Source organism: Rhizobium sp. BK112 (assembly GCF_014193215.1).
In the GTDB taxonomy this organism is placed as follows: Bacteria; Pseudomonadota; Alphaproteobacteria; order Rhizobiales; family Rhizobiaceae; genus Rhizobium; species Rhizobium anhuiense.
In genome coordinates, this window is record NZ_JACHYZ010000011.1 from 72,519 (window position 1) to 93,173 (window position 20,655).

22 protein-coding genes are annotated in these 20,655 nt (G+C 62.4%); 10 read left to right on the forward strand and 12 right to left on the reverse strand.

From position 1 onward, the window contains the following. The first annotated feature begins 73 nt into the window (after positions 1–73). The 4 genes from FHT75_RS26445 (at position 74) to FHT75_RS26460 (ending at position 3,173) form a co-directional block, all read left to right on the forward strand. Entirely contained in the window at positions 74–1,435 is a 1,362-nt protein-coding gene (locus tag FHT75_RS26445) for a TadE/TadG family type IV pilus assembly protein (protein ID WP_063474112.1), read from the forward strand. Then, a complete protein-coding gene (locus tag FHT75_RS26450; RefSeq protein WP_047616910.1) occupies positions 1,432–1,962 on the forward strand; it encodes a TadE/TadG family type IV pilus assembly protein in 531 nt (176 codons plus the stop codon). The genes FHT75_RS26445 and FHT75_RS26450 overlap by 4 nt, the downstream gene beginning before the upstream one ends. Next, positions 1,959–2,543 (forward strand): TadE/TadG family type IV pilus assembly protein, encoded by a 585-nt coding sequence (locus FHT75_RS26455; protein WP_063474111.1) that lies wholly within the window; start codon positions 1,959–1,961, stop codon positions 2,541–2,543. The genes FHT75_RS26450 and FHT75_RS26455 overlap by 4 nt, the downstream gene beginning before the upstream one ends. A gap of 111 nt (positions 2,544–2,654) precedes the next feature. Next, positions 2,655–3,173: a hypothetical protein gene (locus tag FHT75_RS26460; RefSeq protein WP_245294547.1), complete on the forward strand. Its 519-nt coding sequence runs from the start codon at positions 2,655–2,657 to the stop codon at positions 3,171–3,173. Between the two features lie 182 nt (positions 3,174–3,355). Here the strand turns inward: FHT75_RS26460 and FHT75_RS26465 are convergent, their stop codons facing one another. From FHT75_RS26465 to FHT75_RS26510, 10 genes are all read right to left on the reverse strand, one after another. Next, the gene (locus FHT75_RS26465; RefSeq protein ID WP_063474110.1) at positions 3,356–4,111 is read right to left on the reverse strand and encodes an SDR family NAD(P)-dependent oxidoreductase; all 756 of its coding nucleotides are present in this window, start codon (positions 4,109–4,111) and stop codon (positions 3,356–3,358) included. An 11-nt stretch (positions 4,112–4,122) separates the two neighbouring features. Then, positions 4,123–4,887 carry an SDR family NAD(P)-dependent oxidoreductase gene (locus tag FHT75_RS26470; RefSeq protein WP_063474109.1) on the reverse strand — a complete coding sequence of 255 codons (765 nt, stop codon included), beginning with the start codon at positions 4,885–4,887 and terminating at the stop codon, positions 4,123–4,125. A gap of 9 nt (positions 4,888–4,896) precedes the next feature. Continuing rightward, positions 4,897–5,931 carry a proline racemase family protein gene (locus FHT75_RS26475; RefSeq protein WP_063474108.1) on the reverse strand — a complete coding sequence of 345 codons (1,035 nt, stop codon included), beginning with the start codon at positions 5,929–5,931 and terminating at the stop codon, positions 4,897–4,899. After that, positions 5,928–7,418: an aldehyde dehydrogenase family protein gene (locus FHT75_RS26480; RefSeq protein ID WP_063474182.1), complete on the reverse strand. Its 1,491-nt coding sequence runs from the start codon at positions 7,416–7,418 to the stop codon at positions 5,928–5,930. The genes FHT75_RS26475 and FHT75_RS26480 overlap by 4 nt, the downstream gene beginning before the upstream one ends. A 34-nt stretch (positions 7,419–7,452) precedes the next feature. After that, a complete protein-coding gene (locus tag FHT75_RS26485) occupies positions 7,453–8,703 on the reverse strand; it encodes an NAD(P)/FAD-dependent oxidoreductase (protein WP_088930328.1) in 1,251 nt (416 codons plus the stop codon). Between the two features lie 42 nt (positions 8,704–8,745). Next, the gene (locus FHT75_RS26490) at positions 8,746–9,624 is read right to left on the reverse strand and encodes a dihydrodipicolinate synthase family protein (protein ID WP_047616849.1); all 879 of its coding nucleotides are present in this window, start codon (positions 9,622–9,624) and stop codon (positions 8,746–8,748) included. 29 nt (positions 9,625–9,653) lie between these two features. Next, a complete protein-coding gene (locus tag FHT75_RS26495; protein WP_047616847.1) occupies positions 9,654–10,319 on the reverse strand; it encodes an amino acid ABC transporter permease in 666 nt (221 codons plus the stop codon). A gap of 9 nt (positions 10,320–10,328) precedes the next feature. Continuing rightward, the gene (locus tag FHT75_RS26500; protein ID WP_047616844.1) at positions 10,329–10,991 is read right to left on the reverse strand and encodes an amino acid ABC transporter permease; all 663 of its coding nucleotides are present in this window, start codon (positions 10,989–10,991) and stop codon (positions 10,329–10,331) included. Between the two features lie 12 nt (positions 10,992–11,003). Continuing rightward, positions 11,004–11,786, reverse strand: a complete 783-nt coding sequence (locus FHT75_RS26505) for an amino acid ABC transporter ATP-binding protein (protein ID WP_047616842.1) — start codon at positions 11,784–11,786, stop codon at positions 11,004–11,006. 62 nt (positions 11,787–11,848) lie between these two features. Beyond that, complete coding sequence (locus FHT75_RS26510) at positions 11,849–12,682, reverse strand: substrate-binding periplasmic protein (RefSeq protein ID WP_063474107.1); 834 nt, start codon at positions 12,680–12,682, stop codon at positions 11,849–11,851. 201 nt (positions 12,683–12,883) lie between these two features. Between FHT75_RS26510 and FHT75_RS26515 the strand changes: the two genes are divergently transcribed. Continuing rightward, positions 12,884–13,603 (forward strand): GntR family transcriptional regulator, encoded by a 720-nt coding sequence (locus tag FHT75_RS26515; protein WP_063474106.1) that lies wholly within the window; start codon positions 12,884–12,886, stop codon positions 13,601–13,603. Beyond that, positions 13,569–14,390, forward strand: coding sequence for a pyrroline-5-carboxylate reductase (locus FHT75_RS26520; RefSeq protein WP_206114847.1), 822 nt, complete (start codon positions 13,569–13,571; stop codon positions 14,388–14,390). Before FHT75_RS26515 ends, FHT75_RS26520 begins: the two co-directional genes overlap by 35 nt. On the opposite strand, the gene FHT75_RS26525 is transcribed toward FHT75_RS26520, so the two are convergent. Beyond that, positions 14,387–14,935: a cupin domain-containing protein gene (locus tag FHT75_RS26525; RefSeq protein ID WP_063474180.1), complete on the reverse strand. Its 549-nt coding sequence runs from the start codon at positions 14,933–14,935 to the stop codon at positions 14,387–14,389. The genes FHT75_RS26520 and FHT75_RS26525 overlap by 4 nt on opposite strands. A 139-nt stretch (positions 14,936–15,074) precedes the next feature. Between FHT75_RS26525 and FHT75_RS26530 the strand changes: the two genes are divergently transcribed. Further along, positions 15,075–16,409, forward strand: a complete 1,335-nt coding sequence (locus tag FHT75_RS26530) for an aspartate aminotransferase family protein (RefSeq protein WP_063474179.1) — start codon at positions 15,075–15,077, stop codon at positions 16,407–16,409. 40 nt (positions 16,410–16,449) lie between these two features. On the opposite strand, the gene FHT75_RS26535 is transcribed toward FHT75_RS26530, so the two are convergent. Then, a complete protein-coding gene (locus tag FHT75_RS26535; RefSeq protein ID WP_047616969.1) occupies positions 16,450–16,932 on the reverse strand; it encodes an Lrp/AsnC family transcriptional regulator in 483 nt (160 codons plus the stop codon). A gap of 104 nt (positions 16,933–17,036) precedes the next feature. On the opposite strand from FHT75_RS26535, the gene FHT75_RS26540 reads away from it, so the two are divergent. The 3 genes from FHT75_RS26540 to FHT75_RS26550 are packed head-to-tail and all read left to right on the forward strand — an operon-like array spanning position 17,037 to position 20,649. Further along, a complete protein-coding gene (locus FHT75_RS26540; RefSeq protein ID WP_047616837.1) occupies positions 17,037–18,248 on the forward strand; it encodes a diaminopropionate ammonia-lyase in 1,212 nt (403 codons plus the stop codon). Further along, complete coding sequence (locus FHT75_RS26545) at positions 18,245–19,492, forward strand: Zn-dependent hydrolase (RefSeq protein ID WP_097595381.1); 1,248 nt, start codon at positions 18,245–18,247, stop codon at positions 19,490–19,492. Before FHT75_RS26540 ends, FHT75_RS26545 begins: the two co-directional genes overlap by 4 nt. Continuing rightward, the gene (locus FHT75_RS26550) at positions 19,489–20,649 is read left to right on the forward strand and encodes a M20 aminoacylase family protein (RefSeq protein ID WP_063474103.1); all 1,161 of its coding nucleotides are present in this window, start codon (positions 19,489–19,491) and stop codon (positions 20,647–20,649) included. The genes FHT75_RS26545 and FHT75_RS26550 overlap by 4 nt, the downstream gene beginning before the upstream one ends. The last annotated feature ends 6 nt before the right edge of the window (positions 20,650–20,655 follow it).

A 20,655-nucleotide genomic window follows, 5' to 3' on the forward strand; every position in this document is an offset into this window, starting at 1 on the left:
ATTAACAAAGACTTAAGCACCTTGGATACATCTCGCAAATGAGTAATTTTCATGACTTATGTGATGGTGGTTTTTGCGCTCGGGTCTTTCCTGTTCATTTGCTCGGCTCCTCAAAGCCCTCCGCGGTCTCGGCAGAGATAGGAGCGGCAATGTCGCGATTGTCGTTGCCCTCACCCTGGTGCCGATGATCGTCGCGGTCGGCGCGAGCTTTGACTATATTCGCGCTTACAATGTCAGGCAGCGGATGCAGAGCGACCTTGACGCGGCCCTGATCGCCGCCGTCAAGCAGATCGACACCTCGGACAAGGACGCCCTCGAGGAAAAGGTTTCCGACTGGTTCCACGCACAAGTGGAAAACAGCTATACGCTTGGCGACATCGACATCGATACGTCAAACCACAAGATCACCGCGACGGCCAGCGGCACGGTTCCGACGACCTTGATGAAGATCGCCAATATCGACACAGTCGACGTCAGCGTGGCAAGCGCCGTCAAGGGACCAACCACGTCCTATCTCAATGTCTATATCGTCATCGACACATCCCCATCGATGCTGCTGGCGGCAACGACGTCGGGGCAGTCGACCATGTATGCCGGTATCGGATGCCAATTCGCCTGCCACACGGGCGATTCACACAAAATCGGCAACAAGACATACAGCAACAACTATGAATACAGCACGGCCAAGAACATAAAGCTGCGCGCCGATGTCGCCGGCGACGCCGTCGAAGAAGTGCTCGACATGATCGACACGTCCGACAGCAGTCATGAACGGATCAAGGTCGGATTGTATAGCCTGGGCGACACCCTGACAGAAGTTCTAAGCCCGACGCTCAGCACGGACACGGCGCGCACCCGCCTCGCGGACGCAAGTTACGGCCTCACCAGCGCGACCTCGAAGGCAGCCACCTATTTCGACGTCTCCTTGGCGACGCTCAAGCAAAAGGTCGGCGCCGGAGGGGACGGAACCTCCTCGGGTTCACCGCTCAAGCTGGTTCTTCTGTTGACGGACGGCGTCCAGTCGAAGCGCGAATGGGTGACTGACAAGGTCACATGGAGCAACAAACAGGCGATCTCCGGGGCATATTGGAACAAAGTCGCGCCGCTCAATCCGGACTGGTGCGGCTATCTGAAAGATCAATCCGACACCATGGCCGTGCTTTACACGGAATATCTGCCGATCACCACGGACTGGGGTTACAACGCCACCGTCGGCGCGACAATGGCAAGCGCCAACTGGAAGAGCACCTGGGGCGGCACCATGGATAGCGGCGTGTCGACCAGCATCACGAGGCGCGACTACATCCCCTATGCGCTTTCGGACTGCGCATCGTCCACAAGCCTGTTTATATCAGCGTCATCATCGGCCGAGATCACGGCCGGCCTGTCGGCGCTCTTTACCCAGTATCTTGCATCCGTTCGGCTGACCCAATGAGCCGCAGGAAATTCTTTGCATCGCCGCGCCGCCTGCTCGCCGATCGAGACGGCGTGGCTGCGATCGAATTTGCGATCCTGGCTCTGCCGCTCTTCATCATGATATTCGGCATTATCGAAGTGTCGCTGATGTTTTTCGTCAACTCTTCCCTGGATGCTTCGGTGCACAAGATCTCCCGGATGATCCGCACCGGCGAGGTCGCATCCTCCAATATGACTTTGGCCGATTTCAAGGCCAAAATTTGCAGCGACATGCTTCTCTCGTTCAATTGTTCCAGCGATCTCCTGGTCAAGGTGAACGTGCTCTCCGACATCTCGTCCGCCGCCAGCGCCGACCCCATCGACGACAGCGGCAATCTCACCGTCACCGAGAGCTTTGATGTCGGCAAGGGCAGCGACTACATCCTGGTTCAGACGTTCCTGCCCTGGACGGCCGTCGTCAATTTCTTCAGCCTGTCGAGCGCCAAGCTTTCCGATGGCCGCTACCTGCTCGGCTCTGCCGTTCTGTTCCGCAACGAGCCTTTCTGACCATGAAACGGAGCCTGTCTTTTTTCCGGTGTACCCTATCCGCGATCCGCCGCCTCACGCACGACCGGTCGGCTGCCTCGGGCGTGGAATTCGCGCTCGTTCTGCCGATCCTGGTGATGCTGCTGTTCGGCACCGTCGATCTCGGCCACGCGCTCACGGTCAGCCGAAAGATCGATGAGATCGCCTCCTCCACAGGCGATATGATTTCACAGCAAAGCTCCTGGACAAAGTCCGACGTTGCCAAGCTTCTCACCGGCGCGAGCTTCATCCTGCAGCCCTATGACACGACGGGGCTGACGATCACGCTTACGGTCAACGATGTCAGCAGCAGCGGCAGCGCGACCGTCAACTGGTCCGCCGCACTCAACACCACCGCGCTCAACTCAGGCACGGCGAGCGCGATCGCGATACCTTCAGAGATACAGGAAACGGACGTGCAGGTCGTGCTGACCCGGGTGCAATACACATTGACGACACCGGTCTCGGCGTTCTTTTCGAACTTTACCGGAATGAATGGCTACAGCTTCGATCATCATTTCTTCAATCGCCCGCGGGTTACCGACAAGATCACCTATAATTGAGCCGTAAGGTCTGCCGCAATCGGCTGGGAGGTCCGCCGGATTGTTAACCGATAAGCCATGACAACGGCGATTGCGGACGATATGGAAGGTCCTTCAACAAGGGGCGACATCATGGCAAGACGAGTTTTCGGCGGCATAGGGCGGCTGCCTGTTATCGTCCCGATTGCCCTGATGGTGATTTTGTATTCGAATGGCACTGGCGGGGCAGCACCGACCGATCTTCATTGGTCCCAGGATCCAGGCACTCATTGCAAATTCGTCGCGCCAGCGTCCTTGACCAGCGGCCCCACCTTCTGGATCGGCTCCTGTATCGACGGCAAAGCGTCCGGAGAAGGGATGCTGCGTCGCCGGGATGGCGGCCAGGCCGGGCCTGCCTTCTTCGGCCGGTTGAAGAAGGGGATTCCTGAGATCGGTGTCATCGATCTGGCCGAGGGATACAGAGCCGGCAGTTTCCGCAACGGCGATATCGGCGGGCAAGCTGAGCCTGAGCCGCAGAATCGGATAGATGCCTTTCGTATTGCGGCCGAGGCCGCGCGGTCGGTCAGCGCCCATTATGCCGCCGAGAACAATGCGGGATCTGCCCACATTTATGAAGAGCTTGCCAAGACACTGGAACAGCAGACGGATTGAGCATGAGCGAGAGGCTGCAACGGCGATCCTTTCTGGCGGGCCTATGGGCAGGACTGTCGGCCATGTCTAGCGCCAGCACGCCCGCGGCGGCGGCGAACCAACCGCCGCAGAGCGCGCCGAAGGCCACCAGGGCAGGACTGGCATCCACCCCTGTCTCGGTGTCGGCGCACTCGGCCGTCCTTTCACGCCACGGCTTGCGCGCCGGTGATTTCAACCAGCGAGCCGCACATGAAGGCCGCCTCATCCGATGCCAGGAAGGCAACGAGGGCCGCCACCTCCTCAGGCTTGCCGATGCGGCCGTAGGGGACGAGCCTGTCGAGATCGGCGATCGTCCGGCCGGCGCGCGTAACGCCGGCTTCGAGCATCGGCGTATGGATTTCGCCGGGGCAGACGGCATTGACCCGGACTTTGTCGGGCGCATAGTCGCGAGCCAGATTCTGGGTGAAGGCGGCAACCGCCGCCTTTGTCGTGTTATAGGCGATATGGTTCGGCGCGGGGTAGAGGCCCCATTGCGAGGCGGTGTTGACGATCGCGCCGCCGCCCGCCGCAATCATGTGCGGCAGGACCGCGCGGCAGAGATGGAACATCGAATCCAGGTTGACTGCGAAACTCAGCTGCCAGTCTTCATCCGAAAGCGACAGCAGGTTTCCGCGCCGGTTGATGCCGGCATTGTTGACCAGCACATCCAGCCGCCCCTTGATCGCGAAGGCTTTCTCGATCAGGTCGACGCATTCCGATTTCCGGGAGATGTCGGCCCCGATGGCGATCGCCGATCCGCCCGCCGCCTCGATGAGCGAGGCGACGTCGCCTGCAGCCTGTGCATTGGCATCGGTCACCACCACCAGGGCGCCTTCGTCGGCCAACCTCTTCGATATGGCCGACCCTATACCGCCGCCACCGCCCGTGACCACCGCGACCTTACCCACAAATCTTTTCATATCGAACCTCCCTATCTGATGTAGCTGCCGCCGTTGACGTCGAACGTCGCGCCATTGACCGAGACCTGCGAAGGGCGCAGCAGGAAGGCTACCAGCTCGGCGATCTCCGCCGTCTCGGCCATCTCGCCGATCGGGATATCGCCGACCGCCGCATCCTTGCCATGCTTCGCCACGAAATCCTCGGCCATGTCGGTGCGCACCCATCCCGGCGCGATGGAGACGGCGACGACGCCGTCGCGCCCGAAGCTACGCGCAATCGACTTTGTGAGATTGATCAGCGCCGCCTTCGTCGCCCCGTAGGGCATGGCATCGGCCGCGTAACCGCGCTGGCCCGCCCGGCTTGCCATGTTGACGATCCGCCCTCCGCCATGTTGCCTGAAATGCACCAGAGCCTCCTTGCAGAGGTCCGCTGCCGCGAAGAAGTTCACCTGAAACTCCTTCTGCCAGGCGGCCCGCCAATCGGACGGATCGGCGTCGATCGAAATCTCGTTGCGGATACCGGCATTGTTGACGACGGCATGAATCCGCCCCGCCGCCGCGAGCGCGTCGCGCCAGAGCGCAAAGGCGCCGTCCGGACGGGAGAGATCGGCCTGGACGATCAGGCCGTCGCCACCGAGCCTGCGATGCAGGGCTTCCGCCCCTTCCCTGTCGCGCCCGTATTGGATGACGGGCCGCGCGCCTTCGGCAGACAGGCGTTCGGCGATGGCTGCGCCGATGCCGCCCGACGCCCCGGTGATGAGGATCGTCTGGCCGGCCAGTGGTGGAACGTGAGACATCTTTGGCTCCTAACCGAGCAGGCCGACCTGGGGACCCCAGGTGTCGGACAGGGCAAATCCTGCTGCGAAGGGATCGTCGTCGGAGATACGCAACTGCTCCCGGCCATAGACGTAGGCCCGGCCGGTTATTCTCGGCAGAACGGCGCGGCGGCCGCCCACCTCGGTCTCGCCGATCGCCTCCGCGAGAAACTCACCGCCGATGATCGACCGGGACGTCCTGCGGTCGCCGACGGCGACCTCGCCGCGCGCATGCAGCACGGCAAGATTCGCCGAGCTGCCGGTCCCGCACGGCGAACGATCGACGCGGCCGGGCTGCAGCGTCGTGCAGGTCCGCACCGCGCCGTCGGCTTCGCATCCGCGAAACATCACATAGGCGATCTCGTCGATACCGCTGAGGACAGGATGAGCGACCGAGACCTGGCCTGATAGAAGCAACTTCAGCTCGATGCCGGCTTCCGCCAGCAGCCGCGCATTGGCAGGCGCAATATCGAAGCCGAACTGCTCGACATCCACCAGCGCATAGTAGACGCCGCCGAAGGCGACGTCGATCTTGATGCGGCCCCATTTCGGCGTGTCCACCTCCCTGTCCAGCGCTTCGGCAAAGCTCGGCACGTTGTCGAGGCTGACGGACAGGCAGCGGCCGTCGCGGCAGGCGGCGCGCGCGACGATGAGGCCGGCCGGCGTATCCAGGCGGACGATCGTCTCCGGTTCCGACATCGCCACCTGCCCGCTTTCGAGAAGTGCGGTGACCACGCAGATACAGTTGCTGCCGGACATGGCGTGGGCGCGATCGGCCTGGAGGACGATGAAGCCGGCGTCCGCATCGCTGCGTGTCGGCTCGACCAGCAGGTTCACCGACATGGCGACATTGGCGCGTGGCTCGAAGGTGACGAAGCGGCGCAGGCTGTCGTCGACCGTGTTGATGTGGTCCATTTTGTCGAGCATCGTGGCGCCGGGTATTTCAGGCGCTCCCGACATAATGACCTTGCCGATCTCGCCCTGGCAGTGGACCTGCAGCAGATCGAGGGTCCGGTTCCAGTTCATTCGGCCGCCTCCGGCTTGATGTACCAGCCCCAGGAATCCTCGCTGGCGAAGCGGGTGATCTGCTTGGTCTCGAGATAGTTGTCGAGACCCCAGCGTCCGAGTTCGCGGCCGATGCCGGATTCCTTGTAGCCGCCCCAGGGCGCCTCGGTGAATGTCGGCTGCGAGCAGTTGATCCAGACGATCCCGGCGCGGAAGGCGGCCGCGACGCGCTCAGCCCGGATGTCGTCCTTCGACATGACGGCGGCCGCCAGACCGAAGCGGGAATCATTGGCGAGTTCGACCGCCTCCGCTTCTGACTTGAAGGGCCGGATGCAGACGACGGGTCCGAAGATCTCTTCCACCCAAGCGGCGCTGTCGAGCGGAACGTCGGTCAGAACGGTCGGCTGGAGGTAGTAACCCTTGTCGAATCCTTCGGGGCGGACGCCGCCGCAGGCGACGGTCGCGCCGGCCCGCCGCGCCTCCTCGATCGCCGCGACGACCTGCTCGTGCTGACGCTTGGAAACCAGCGGCCCAAGCAGCACGCCCTCGTCCAGACCATTGCCGATTTTGATCTTGTTCGTTTCTTCGACCAGACGCGCGAGCAAACGTTCGTAGATGGTGTCCTGTACAAGGACTCTTGAAGTCGCCGAGCAGACCTGGCCCTGATTCCAGAAGATGCCGAACATGATCCACTCGACGGCCTCGTCGATATCGGCGTCTTCGAAAATGACGAAGGGCGACTTGCCGCCGAGCTCCAGGCTGACGCGCTTGATGTCGCGAGCAGCGGCCGCCATGATTTTCGAGCCGACCGGGCCGGAGCCGGTAAAGGCGAGTTTATCCACTTGCTTGTGATCGATGATCGCCTGGCCGGCGACCGATCCGGCGCCGGTCAAAATATTCAGCACGCCGGGCGGCAGCCCGGCTTCGTCGGCGACATCAGCCAGTTCGAGCGCCGTCAGCGATGTCAATTCGGCGGGCTTCAGCACCACGGTGCAGCCGGCGGCGAGCGCCGGGGCAACCTTCCATGCCGCCATCAGCAGCGGATAGTTCCAGGGAATGATCGCGCCGGCCACCCCAATCGGCTCGCGCACCGCCTTGGAGGTGAAGCGCTGATCGGGAAGCGCGATCGCCTCCTCGGGATTGTTGTCGAGCTGTTCGGCCAGGCCCGCATAGAAATCGAAGCAGCCCGCCGCGTCGGCGACGTCCCAGTCGGCCTCCGGAAAGGGCTTACCGTTGTCGAGAACTTCGAGGCGGGCGATCTCGGACTGGCGGGCACGGATTCCGTTCGCAATCGCGCGGAGATATCCAGCGCGCTGAGCGCCCGTCAGCTTCGGCCAGCCGTCCTTGTCGAAGGCCCGGCGAGCCGCTTTGACGGCGAGATCGACATCTTCGGCTGTTGCGGCTCCGATCGTCTGGATCACCTCCTCCGTCGCGGGGTTGGTCACCTCGCAGGCGCCGCCCTTGACCGGCTTCACCCATTTTCCGTCGATATAGAGTTCGCTTCGCATGTTCACTCCCTTTCTCCTTGCGACGGCACCGCTCTCAGAAGCGATCGACGCGATAGGGTTGCATATCCACGGGCGGCTGAACGCCGGTGATGAGGTCGGCCATCAGACGGCCGGTCGTGGCCGCATAGGTAAGGCCGAGATGTCCGTGGCCGGTTGCGTACCAGACGTTGCGGCGCTTGGCTGATGGACCCATGACCGGAACGGTGTCAGGCAGCGCCGGGCGATGCCCCATCCACTCCGTCGCCTGCCGGACCTGCAGATCCGGCAATGCCTCCTGAGCCCGCTTCACCAGGATCTTCGCGCGCCGATAATCCGGGGACGCGTCGAGGCCGGCCATCTCGACCGTGCCGCCGACGCGGATGCCGCCCGCCGTCGGCGTGACCATGAAAGCGCGCGCCGGCCAGATGATGGAATGGCGCATCGAGATACCGTGCTCCATGATCTGCGTGTGGTAGCCGCGCTCGGTTTCGAGCGGGATATGTTCGCGCAGCAGAGCGGAAAGCCGGGCGGTGAAGGCGCCGGCAGCCAGCACGACCTTCTCGGTCCTAAGGCTGCGCCCGTCCGCCAGCCGGAGAGCGGAAACACCGGCCTCGCCCTGCTCTAAGCCGGCGATCTCACCACGGACGGTCCTGCCGCCGAGCGCCTCGAACCTTTCGGCAAGGGCGGTGACAAGCCTGTAGGGGTCGGTGATCGACCGGTTGTCGGGAAAGAGCACCGCCTTGCCGATCTTCGTCGTCAAAAAAGGCTCGAGATCCGGGATGGCCTTGCCGCCGAGAATTTCGTACCTGAAGCCGAACCGTTCCAGGATTTCGATATGCTCGCGATCGGCCTTGAATTCGGCCTCGTCGGTATAGAGGCTGAGGCAGCCTTCGGCCGTCAGCATGTGCGTCAGGCCGGTTTCCTTCAGCAGCGCGTCCAGATCGTCGTAGACGCGGCCGCAGAGCGCGGCGCCGGCCGCCTCCAGCGCCCTCAGCTTGGAGGGACGGCTGGCGGCCAGGAACCTGAGGAACCAGGGCACCAGCTTCGGCAGGTAGCCAGGCTGGATGCGTACCGGCCCCTCCGGATCGAGCAGCCATTTCGGCATCTGCGCCCAGATGCCGGGCCGCGAGGCCGGCATGAACTCGGTGACGGCAATACTTGCCATGTTGCCGTAGGAAGCGCCGAGGCCCGGCGCGTCGCGATCGACAAGCGTCACGGAAAGGCCGCGGCGCTGGAGTTCATAGGCGATGGTGACGCCGATAATGCCGGCGCCGACGACCACGATGGATGACACGGCGAACCTCATAATTTCAGTGGTCCCTGGCGCGGCTTGGCCGCTCCAGATCTGTTACCAATTCAGGATCGGCTGCATCGCGGCCTTGAATTCGGCCTTTTCCTCCGGTGTCAGTTCGCCGAGCGGCGCGCGGCATATACCCACGGGCAAGCCCTGAAGCTCGCAGCCATACTTGATCTTCTGCACGAACTTGCCGCTTTCGAGGATGTTCATCGCCCGGTAGAGCGTTTTCATCTGCTTGCGCGCCTTATCCAGATCGCCGGATCGGAACGTGCGGTCGAGGTCACAGCAGGCCTTGGCCATGCAGTTCGACGGTCCGCAGATCCAGCTTTCGGCGCCCCAGAACATGAAGTCGAGCGCGATATCGTCAGAGCCGCTGACAAGCTGGATCTTGCCGTCATAGCGGCTGGCGATGTCGACGGCGCGCTGCAGCACGCCCGAGCTTTCCTTGATCCCGATCACGCGCGGATTATCGGCAAATTGATCCATCAGCTCGAAACTGATGTCCGAACCATCCTTGGCCGGATAGGAATAGAGGACGAGGCTCACATCGACGGCGCCGAGGACGGCCTCATAGTGCTTGATGAGCTCCGCTTGTGTCGGACGGGTATAAAATGGCGGCGCCAGCAGGACCGTGTCATAACCGATATCTCTCGCCATCGCCGTCTGCTCGATCACCTCGCGGGTGGCGGGCGCGTTGGTGCCGGCGATCAGAATTTCGCCCGGCCTGGCGAAATCCTTGACGAACTGCAGCACGTCGCGGCGCTCTTCCCTGGATTGGCTGAAATACTCTCCGGTCGAGCCGTTTGGAACCCAGCCGGTGACGCCTGCCTCGCGCAGGTGCGTCAGAAGCCTTTCGAACGCCTTGAAGTCGATCCTGTTGTTCGCGTCGAAGGGAGTGATGAGCGCGGGCATGACGCCGGAAAGTTTCATGGGATTTCTCCTGTCCTGGGAAAGACTGATTAGATTGCGAGCTTCTTGAGAATGCGCCCCTCGATGAGGGAGACGGCCCGCGTGAGTGGGAAGGCGATGACGAAGTAGATGAGGGCGACGACCGTCAGCACTTCGACGGGACGGGCGGTGTTGTTGGAGATGTTCTGGCCGACGAACATCAGGTCCGCCATGCCGACGGCCGAGACCAGGGCGCTCTCCTTGAAGAGGCTGACGCAGTTCGACAACAGCGTTGGGATTGCGCGCAGCACCGCCTGCGGCAGCACGACGTTGACGACCTGGGCCCTTTTCGGAAGACCGAGGGCGACGCAGGCGTCCAGCTGCTCCCGGCCGATCGACTTGAGGCTCGCCCGAAAGGTCTCGCTGGTGATCGCCCCCATATAGAGCGTCAGCGCGATGACGCCGGACGCCAGGTTCGAGAGCTCGACGCCGAGGAGCAGCGGCAGGCAGAAGAAGATCCAGAAGAGCTGGATAAGCACCGGCGTGCCGCGGAAGAATTCGACATAGGCGCCCGAGACCGCGCGAAGCGCGAGGTTGCGCGACGTCCTCATCAGGCCGACGAGAAAGCCGAGGGTGCATCCGAGCACGATGCAGATGACCGTCAGCTTGATCGTCATCCACAGGCCGAGCAGAAGGGCGTTTTCGAAACGCAGCAGGATCGAGAAGTCGAGAGTCATCCGGGCCTCCTAGCTGACGAGGATCTGGCGGCGGCGTTCAAGCAGGCCGACGATCTGGGTTATCGGGAAGGACACGGCGAAATAAATGAGAGCGACGACGGTGAAGGTCTCGATCGGGCGATAGGTCTCGGTGGCCAGCGTCTTGCCCTGGTACATCAGGTCCTGGATCGCCACGATCGCAACCAGCGCGCTCTGCTGGAAGATGACGATGCCGTTGGTCAGAAGCACCGGGATCGAGGCGCGGAAGGCCGTCGGGAAGACGATGTGGAGCACGCGCTGCAGCGGATTGAGGCCGAGCGCGATGCCGGCGTCGAGCTGTTCGCGCGGCACCGCCTGGATGGACGCCCGGTACGCCTCGGCGTTGAACGCCATCAGATTGAGGCCGAGCGCCATGATGCCCATCGTCACCGGGTCGAGGAAGACGTCGAACAGCATCGGTACGCAATAGAATATCCAGACGATCTGGACGATGGCCGGCGTGCAGCGGAAGAATTCGACGAACAGCATGAACGGCAGCCGGACGATCCGGTAAGGGCTCATGATCAGCAAAGCGAGCGCGAAGCCGAAGACGATACCGATGACATTTGCCGCAGCCGTCAGTTCCAGCGAAACCCACAACCCCTGCAGAAGCGGCGCCAGCGAAACCGCGTTGAAGTCGAACGTGTAGTTCATGGGTGCCCCTCCCTACTGCTTGATATGGAAGACGCGGTCGATGAATTCCTTGGTGCGCTCCTCGCGCGGGGCGCCGAGCACCTGCTCGGGAGGGCCGTCCTCGACGACCACGCCACCGGCGCAGAAGATCACGCGGGAGGCGATGTTTTTGGCGAACCACATGTCATGGGTGACGATCATCATCGGCATGTCCTGGGCGGCGAGTTGCAGGATCACCTGCTCCACCTCGCTGACGAGCTCGGGGTCGAGGGCCGACGTGACTTCGTCGAAAAGCATCAGCTTCGGGTCGAGCATGAGTGCGCGGGCGATGGCGACACGCTGCTTCTGGCCGCCAGAAAGCTGGGCCGGATAGGCCTTGGACTTGGCGCCGAGCCCGAACCGCTCGAGCAGCGCCTGAGCGCGGGCCGCGGCCTTCGCCTTGGCTTCTCCACGCACTTTGCAGGGAGCGAGGATCAGGTTCTGAAGGACGTTGAGATGCGGAAACAGCGTGTAATGCTGAAAGACCATGCCGATCGACCGGCGGACATTGGTGTCGATCTGGGTCTTCCTCCCTGCCCCGTCGGAAGAAATATAAGGCTTTCCATCGAAATTGACCGACCCGCTGTCGATCTGCTCGAGCCCCATCATCACTCTCAGCAGCGTGCTCTTGCCGCCGCCGCTGGGACCGATGACGACGACACGTTCGCCGGGCTTCATTTCGATGTCGATGCCTTTCAGCACCTGAATGGCTCCGTTGCCATAGCTTTTGTGGAGCGCCTGCATTTTCACGAGGGGAAGGCTGAAGGACGTGGTCATGCCAATCTCCGATGATCGAAGCTGGAGAGGGCCGGCGCGATCTTCGCACCGGCCCGGCGAGATTACTTTGCGCCCTTGAGGACTTCGTCGACCGCCTTCTTGATCAGCTCGTCGACGTGACCGGTCGCGACCTTCTCTTCGAGGAAGATATCGACCACTTCGACGTCGGCAGCCGAAAGATTATGCGGCAGGCCGAAGGCGACGCCCTGCTTGGCGAGCGCCGGCGTCGGGTTGAGCGCCACCGCCCAATCCGGGTTCGACTGGGTGAAGAGCTGGTTGGTGTCGGAGGCGTCGACCAGGATGTCGGCGCGCTTCGAGGTCACCGCCAGGCGGGTGTCGTCATTGCCGGGAAGACGCATGATCGTGGCGTTCTTCACCGCCGCGGAAATGGCCTTGTCCTGCGCCGTGCCGGACATGACGGCGAGCGTCACGCCTGCTGTGTCGATATCGGCGACCGAGGCAGCACCAGCCGTAATTTTCGGATTGTTTTTGTTATAGGCGAGCGAGATCTGGTACTCCATCGCCGGGATCGAGAACTGCACCGCCATGGCGCGCGTCGGCGTCCGGTTCAGCGCCAGCGACAGATCCCATTTGCCCGCCTGCAGGCCGGCGACGATATTGTCCCAGGTCGTATCGACGAATTCGGGCTTCACCTTCAGGACATCGGCGAATTCCTTGCAGAGATCGGCGAAGAAGCCGGAATATTCGCCGGTCGCCGGATCGCGCATGACATAGGGCGGCGCGACGGCCGCGCCGCAGCGCAACGTGCCTGCCTTCTGCACGCCCTGCCAATATCCCTCAGCGGTCTCAGCCCGTGCGGCGGTTGCGGAAAGGCCTCCCATCAGGGCGAGCGCGGGCAGCGCCCGCAAGGCGGACGTCATCAACTTCGAAAGCATCGGGTATTCCTCTTTTGTTGTGCGCGAAGCGCGCGGGTTCCACTCGTCGGCTGTAGCCGTTTCTGTTATTTTCTTGTCGGCTTCGTGTCGACTGACAACAGTAAGTCAACAGCGTGTCGACAAAGTCAAGCGGAAAAATTACATTGCCGACACGCTGTTTTTCTGGCCCAATGTGATCCGCGTCGAGAGAAAGGGACTTAAGTGTCTGATGAATCGGAAGTGAAACGAATCCGCGGGACCGGCTGGAAGAACGTCTATGAAACGCTTCGCAATGAGATCCTGGCGCTCACTTTGCCACCGGGCCAGCTTCTCGACGAGATGACGCTTGCCGAGCGTTTCGACATGTCGCGCTCGCCGGTCCGCGAGGCCCTGATCCGGCTCGGCGCCGACGAACTGGTGGTGACGCTTTCGAACCGAAGCACGATCGTGGCGCCGATCGAAGTGGCGACGTTTCCGAAATATGTGGAAGCGCTCGACATCGCGCAGCGCATGAATACGCGGCTTGCCGCAGCATTGAGGACCGAGGCCGACCTGAAGATCATCACCAAGCGGCTGAAGTCGTTCGAAGCGGCTGTTAAAACCGGCAATCATCTGGCCATGTCGGAAGCTAACAAGGAATTCCACATGGCGATCGCCCATGCCGGAAAAAACCAGTATCTGGCCTCGTTCTACGAGAAACTGCTGTCGCAGGGGCAGCGCATGCTCCACCTGCATTTCGAATATCTGGAGCGGACCCACGAGGGCTACCTCCTGACCGACGAGCACTCACTCATGCTGAATGCCATAAAGGACAAGGACGTGGAGCTCGCCGACGAGCTCGCCCATGCCCATACCCGCCAGTTCCAGGACAATTTCATCAATTTCATGCGCGAGAACTACACGACGGATGTCGCGTTGGGCCCGCTGCGGGCCGCGGAGTAATCACGTGACAGTCAAGGCTATTGGATTCGTCGGCACCGGCGCGATTACCGAAGCGATGGTTCGCGGGCTTCTCGCAGAACCGGCCTATGCCTCCGAGATTCACGTCTCTCCACGAAGCGCTCACATCGCCGCGACGCTCGCCGACGAATTCGCCGCCGTCAGAATTGCCAAGGACAATCAGGACGTCGTCGAGCGCAGCGACATGGTGTTCCTGGCGATACGGCCGCAGGTCGCCGAGGAGGTCGTGCGCGCGCTGTCGTTCAGGGATGGCCAAATGGTCGTCAGCCTCGTTGCGGCGACGGAGCGCCAAGCCCTCTCCGAATGGATCGGCGCCGACGTGCATCTCGTGCAGGCGATCCCCCTGCCCTTCGTCGCCGGCCGGCAAGGCGTCACCGCCATCTATCCGCCAGATACCGCCGTCGCCGCGCTTTTCGATACGCTCGGAACGGCTGTGCAATGCCAGTCGAGGAAGGAATACGATCTTCTCGCGGCAGCGAGCGCAATGATGTCAACCTATTTCGGCATCATGGAGCAGGTTGCCGTCTGGCTGGAAAGAAGCGGCCTCGAAAAGGCGAAGGGACAGGTCTATATCGCCCCGCTCTTTGCAAGCCTCGCGCAGAAAGCGAACAGGCCCGGCAACGAACCGTTCAGCGCGCTGAGCCGCGAATTCGCGACCAAGGGCGGACTGAACGAGCAGGTTTTTTCCGACTTCGAGAAGAAGGGCGGCCTTGCCGCTCTGACCGCCGCACTCGACGGCGTGCTTGCCCGCATCGAGGGCAGGAACTAAAAGGTCGGCGGCGTGCAGGCGCTGATAACCTCGCAGGGCACGGGCCCGACGCAGCGGAAACGGTGCGGGCGCCTGCTTTCGAAATAGTAGGCGTCACCCGGTCCAAGGATGCGCCGCTCGTCGTCGACCGTGACCTCGAGCCTTCCCGAGAGCACGATCCCGCCCTCCTCCCCCTCGTGAACAAGGGGAACCTTTCCGGTGTCGGCGCCCGGCTGGTAGCATTCCTTGAGGATTTGCAGGCTGCGTCCGAACAGGTTTTCCCCAACCTGCCTGTAGGAGATGGGACCCTTGCCGATCTCCACCAGTTCCTCGGCCGCATAAAAAGCCTTCTTTGGACGTTCGGGCTCGAAGGCGAAGAATTCCGCCAGACCGATGGGAATGCCGTCGAGAATCCGCTTCAAGGCCCCGACCGACGGATTGGAGGCGTTCGATTCGATCAGCGAGATCGTCGAATTGGGAACGCCGGTGCGTTTGGCGAGCTCGCGCTGGGAAAGCTTATGGGCGATGCGGAGATGGCGAAGGCGGCTGCCGATATCGACGGACATGATGAGTTCGTTTGTCTTGTTCAGAATATCGAAAACATATCCTTTCATTTGTTATATTTCAATGGGTTACAACGATAAAGAAAAGGACTTGTTTGAAAAGGAGAAATCGCCATTCTCGGCGCATTCCAAGGAGGCCAGGATGGACCAGCTCAACAAGACGAACGCGCCCGTACTCGAAAATTTCTGGATGCCGTTCACCGCCAACCGGCAGTTCAAGGCGACGCCGCGCCTTCTCGCGGCAGCAGAGGGCATGTACTACACCGACGTTGATGGACATCAGGTGCTTGATGGCACGGCCGGTCTTTGGTGCTGCAATGCCGGCCACGGCCGCAAGAAGATCGCCCAGGCGGTCGAGCGACAGCTTGCAACGCTGGACTATGCGCCGACCTTTCAGATGGGGCATCCGATCGCCTTCGACTTCGCCGCGAAATTGGCCGCGAACGCACCGGGCGGTCCGGAAGCCAAACTCGACAGGGTGTTCTTCACCGGCTCGGGTTCGGAATCGGTCGATACGGCGCTGAAGATCGCCATCGCCTACCAGCGCGCCATCGGCCAGGGCACCCGCACGCGGATCATCGGGCGCGAAAAGGGCTATCACGGCGTCGGCTTCGGCGGCATTTCCGTCGGCGGCCTGGTCAACAATCGCCGGGTTTTCCCGCAAATACCGGCCGACCATATGCGCCATACGCTCGACATTGAGCGCAACGCGTTTTCGAAGGGCCTTCCCGCTCATGGCGTCGAACTGGCGGATGATCTCGAGCGGCTGGTGCAACTGCACGGCGCCGAAACCATCGCCGCCGTCATCGTCGAGCCGATGTCGGGATCGGCGGGCGTGGTCCTGCCTGCGAAGGGTTATCTGGAAAAGCTGCGCGCGACTGCCGACAAGCACGGAATCCTACTAATCTTCGACGAGGTCATCACCGGCTTCGGGCGTCTGGGCGCTCCTTTCGCGACCGACTATTTCGGCGTCGTGCCCGACCTGATCACCACGGCAAAGGGCATCACCAACGGCACGATCCCGATGGGGGCGGTCTTTGCCAGCCGCAAGGTCTATGACGGCCTGATGGTAGGACCTGATAATGCGATCGAACTCTTCCACGGCTACACCTATTCCGGCCATCCGGTCGCCTGCGCAGCCGGGCTCGCGACGCTCGAGATCTACGAGGAAGAGGGCCTGCTGACCCGCGCGTCCGAGCTCGCCGAATACTGGCAGGAAGCTCTCCATTCGCTGAGAGGCTCGCCCAACGTGGTGGACATCCGCAATCTCGGCCTGGTCGGCGCGGTGGAATTGGCGCCGAGAGCCGCGGCGCCAGGAACCCGCGCCTACGACGTCTTCGTCGACTGCTTCAACAAGGGCCTGCTGATCCGCGTGACCGGCGACATCATCGCCCTCTCGCCGCCGCTGATCATCGAGAAGGCTCAGATCGACACGATCGTCTCGACGCTCAGCGATGCGTTGAAGCGCGCCGCATGACCTTCTCCCGATGCGGCGGCAAACGGGCCGCCGCATCCTGCTATCCCACCGGCACCCCAAGCCCGACCTTGACCCGATCCATTGCGACGAAGGTCCGGAAGCGTTTGACGTTGTTGTTGCCGAAGAAGAGCCTGCGCGTCAGAGCCTCGTAGTCGGCCATCGACGGCACGATGATGACCAGGATGAAATCCGCTTCGCCGGTGACGTAGTAGCATTGCTGGATCTCGGCCGCGGCCGTGAATTCACGCTTTGCCTGCTCGATCTGCTCGGCGGTTTCGCTGATGACCTCCACTTCGACGAAGATTGTGATGGATTGTCCGACCGCGTCCGGCTCGACGACCGAGACATCCGCCCGGATGACGCCCTCCTCCCGCATTCGCTTGATCCGACGCTGAACGGCCGGTGCGGAAAGGTTCACCGCATCGCCAATCGTTCGCTGCGGGGTCATATTGTCCCGCTGAAGAATGGCGAGGATTTTCCGGTCGAAATCGTCGAGATGCGGCGGATGAACGGGGTTGCGCAAACCGATGCTCCAATGAAACAAAATTGCAAATGAACGGCCAAATATCAGCGCCTTTTTCGTGTTCGCTGCAATAGAGTTCAACGAAACCCACATAAAGGTGCGCGATGTTTCTTTTGAACAGCACGGCAGACTATCGTCTGGCACTTGACCCGAGAGATGAGAAAACGCTCGACGCCTCCGCCGCCGTGGAGGTGGAACGCCACCTGGCTTTCCGGAAGGACCATGCGGTAACGCCGCTCGTGGCTTTGCCCGGATTGGCGAGCGAAATCGGCGTCGCCGCAATCCACGTCAAGGACGAAGGCCACCGCCTCGGGCTTGGAAGTTTCAAGGCGCTCGGGGGAGCCTATGCGGTGATCCGCCTCGTCCTCAAACAGGCCGAGCAGCAGCTTGGCCGCGTCGTCGATATGGCGGAGCTGCATTCGTCCGAGGTTCGCGCCATTGCGCAGACGATGACGGTCGCCTGTGCGACCGATGGCAATCATGGCCGTTCGGTTGCCCAGGGTGCGCAGTTGGTCGGTGCGCGCGCCGCAATCTTCGTCCACGCAGGCGTCAGCGGCGAACGCATCGCCGCCATCGCCCGCTTCGGCGCGGAGATGATCCGCGTCGAGGGAACCTATGACGACGCCGTCCGCGAAGCGGCCCGCGTGGCCGAGGCGAACGGCTGGATCATCGTTTCGGATACGTCCTGGCCGGGCTATGAGCGGATCCCCGGTCTGGTGATGCAAGGCTATACCGCCCTCGTCAGGGAAGCGCTCCGACAGATGCAGGAACCGCCGACTCATGTGTTTATCCAGTCCGGCGTCGGGGGAATTGCCGCAGCGGTCGCCGGCCATCTGGCCATCGAGTTCGGCAAAAATCGTCCGGTCTTTACGGTCGTCGATCCCGCCCGCGCGGCATGCCTGTTCGAGACGGCGCGGGCCGGGCGTCCGGTGACGGTCGCCCATGGCGAACCGACCGTCATGGCGATGCTCGAATGCTACGAACCCTCCCTTGTCGCATGGCGGATTCTTGCCCGCGCCGCCGACGCCTTCATGACGGTGGATGAGGCGGATGCGACCGACATCATGAAGCGTCTTGCCAACCCGGTCTCCGGCGACCCCGCCGTCGTTGCCGGCGAAAGCGGCGGTGTCGGCCTCGCAGGCGCCATCAAGGCCGTCGCCGACCCGGCGCTCAGGGCAGCGCTCTCGATCGACGGCCGCTCCCGTATCTTCGTGGTGAATACCGAAGGCGCAACCGATCCCGGCAAATATCAAGAGATCGTCGGACTGTCGCCCGCAGCAGTCGCCGCCAGGAACCGTGAAGGAGCCCTGACATGACCGGACAATCGATCGATGCCGCGCGTCTCCTCGGCCGGATCCGGACGCTCGGCGAGATCGGCCGGGATGCCGACGGCCGACTGATCCGGCTGGCGGCCTCCGATACGGAGAAACTCGGCCGCGACCGGTTCGTCGCCTGGATCGAGGGCGCGGGACTTCAAGTCGCCGTCGATCGCATCGGCAATATCTTCGGCATCTGGAAGCCCGATAGCGTGACCGACAACGCACCCCTCATGCTAGGCTCGCATATCGACACGGTCATCGGTGCCGGCATTTACGACGGCTGCTACGGCACGCTTTCCGGGCTTGAAGTGATCGAAACGCTGAGGGCAGAAGGCTTGACGCCGTCTCGTCCGATTGTCGTCGCGGCCTTCACCAACGAGGAAGGCGTGCGCTACGCGCCCGATATGATGGGGTCGCTGGTCTATGCCGGCGGCCTGGATGTCGATACGGCGCTTGCCACCATCGGCACCGATGGAACGATCCTCGGCGACGAACTCGAGCGGATCGGCTATGCCGGCGAGCGTCAACCAGGATTCCCTAGGCCGCATGCCTATATCGAACTCCACATCGAGCAAGGGCCAGTGCTTGAGCGCGAGGGCATTCGCCTCGGTGCCGTGGAACATCTGCAAGGCATCTCCTGGCAGAAAGTTGTTATCACGGGAGACGCCAATCACGCGGGAACGACACCGATCTCCATGCGCCGCGACGCGGGTCATGCGGCCGCACGGGTCGTGACCTTCCTGCGCGACCGGGCGCAGGCATCGAACACGCCGACGGTCGCCACGGTCGGCTGCATGCGGTTCGAACCGGATGTCATCAACGTGATCCCGTCGCGGGCGACGTTCACGGTCGATCTCCGTGACCCGGACGAAGAACGGTTGAGAGAAGAGGAAGCCGCGCTCGCGACGTTCCTGGACAGGCTATCGGCCGAGGAGCAGGTCGGCGTATCGGTGGAGAGGCTTGCCCGGTTCGAACCAGTCAAGTTCGATCAGAACATCGTGAGGCTGATCGAAGAGGCGGCGCGGGAACGGGGCCTCGCCTGCCGGCGGATGACCTCCGGTGCCGGCCACGATGCGCAGATGATCGCCAGGATCGCCCCGTCGGCGATGATCTTCGTGCCAAGCATCGGCGGTATCAGCCATAATCCGAAGGAATATACCGACGACGAGGATCTCGTCGCAGGCGCAAACATCCTGCTCGATGTCGTTCGCCGGCTTGCCACGGAAGGATTGCCGGCATGACCATCGACGAGGACGCTTTACATGCAGAGATGACGGCGTGGAGACACAATCTTCACACGTACCCCGAATTCGGCTTCGAGGAGCAGCGGACCTCCGCCTTCGTCGCCGCCAGGCTGCGGGAGTTCGGGCTCGACGAAGTCGTCGAGGGTGTCGGCGGCACCGGCGTCGTCGCAACGCTGAAGCGCGGCAGCGGCAATCGCGCCGTTGCGCTGCGCGCCGATATGGATGCGCTCAGGATCAGTGAACAGACGACCGTCCCGCACCGGTCTCAAAACCCGGGCGTCATGCATGCCTGCGGTCACGACGGCCACACCGCGATGCTACTCGGCGCGGCAAAGATGCTGGTGACGGAAGGCGGTTTTGACGGCACCGTGCGCTTCATCTTCCAGCCGGCCGAAGAATGGGGCAAGGGGGCGCTGGCGATGATCGCCGACGGGCTCTTCGAAAGATTTCCCTTCGACGAAATCTACGGCATCCACAACATGCCGGGGATCGGCGTCGGCGGTTTCCAAACGCGTCCCGACGCGCTGATGTCGGCGGAAGACAATTTCGAGATTACCCTGACGGGCGTCGGCGGCCATGCCGCACGGCCGCACTGGGGCAATGAAGTGCTCGTCGCGGCCTGCGCGCTCGTGACCAACCTGCAGACCATCGTCTCCAGGCGGCTGGATCCGGCCGACATCGGCGTCGTGTCCGTCACGGAATTGATCACGGACGGCACGAGGAATGCACTCCCCGGCCTCGCCCGCATTCTGGGCGATGCCCGCAGCTTCCGTTCAGAGATCAGCGAGACGATCGAGAAGCAGATGCGCCTGATCGCCGAGGGCACGGCCATGACCTACAACGTCAAGGCCGATGTGATCTACACCAGGGAATTCGTGCCTCTCATGAACGACCCTGTCTTGACGGAGGAGGCCCTGACTGTGGCACGTGATCTCTACGGTGTTTCGAACGTCGCCATCGCGAGTAAGCCGATGACGGGATCCGAAGACTTCGCGCAGTTCCTCTCGCGGGTGCCGGGCTGTTTCGTATTCCTGGGCAATGGCGAGCACTCGCCGCCACTCCATAACCCGACCTATGACTTCAACGACGCCGGCCTCTCGCATGGAGCAACCTTCCACGCAGGGATTGTTCGTCGACGGCTTCAGACAGGCTGATGCCGT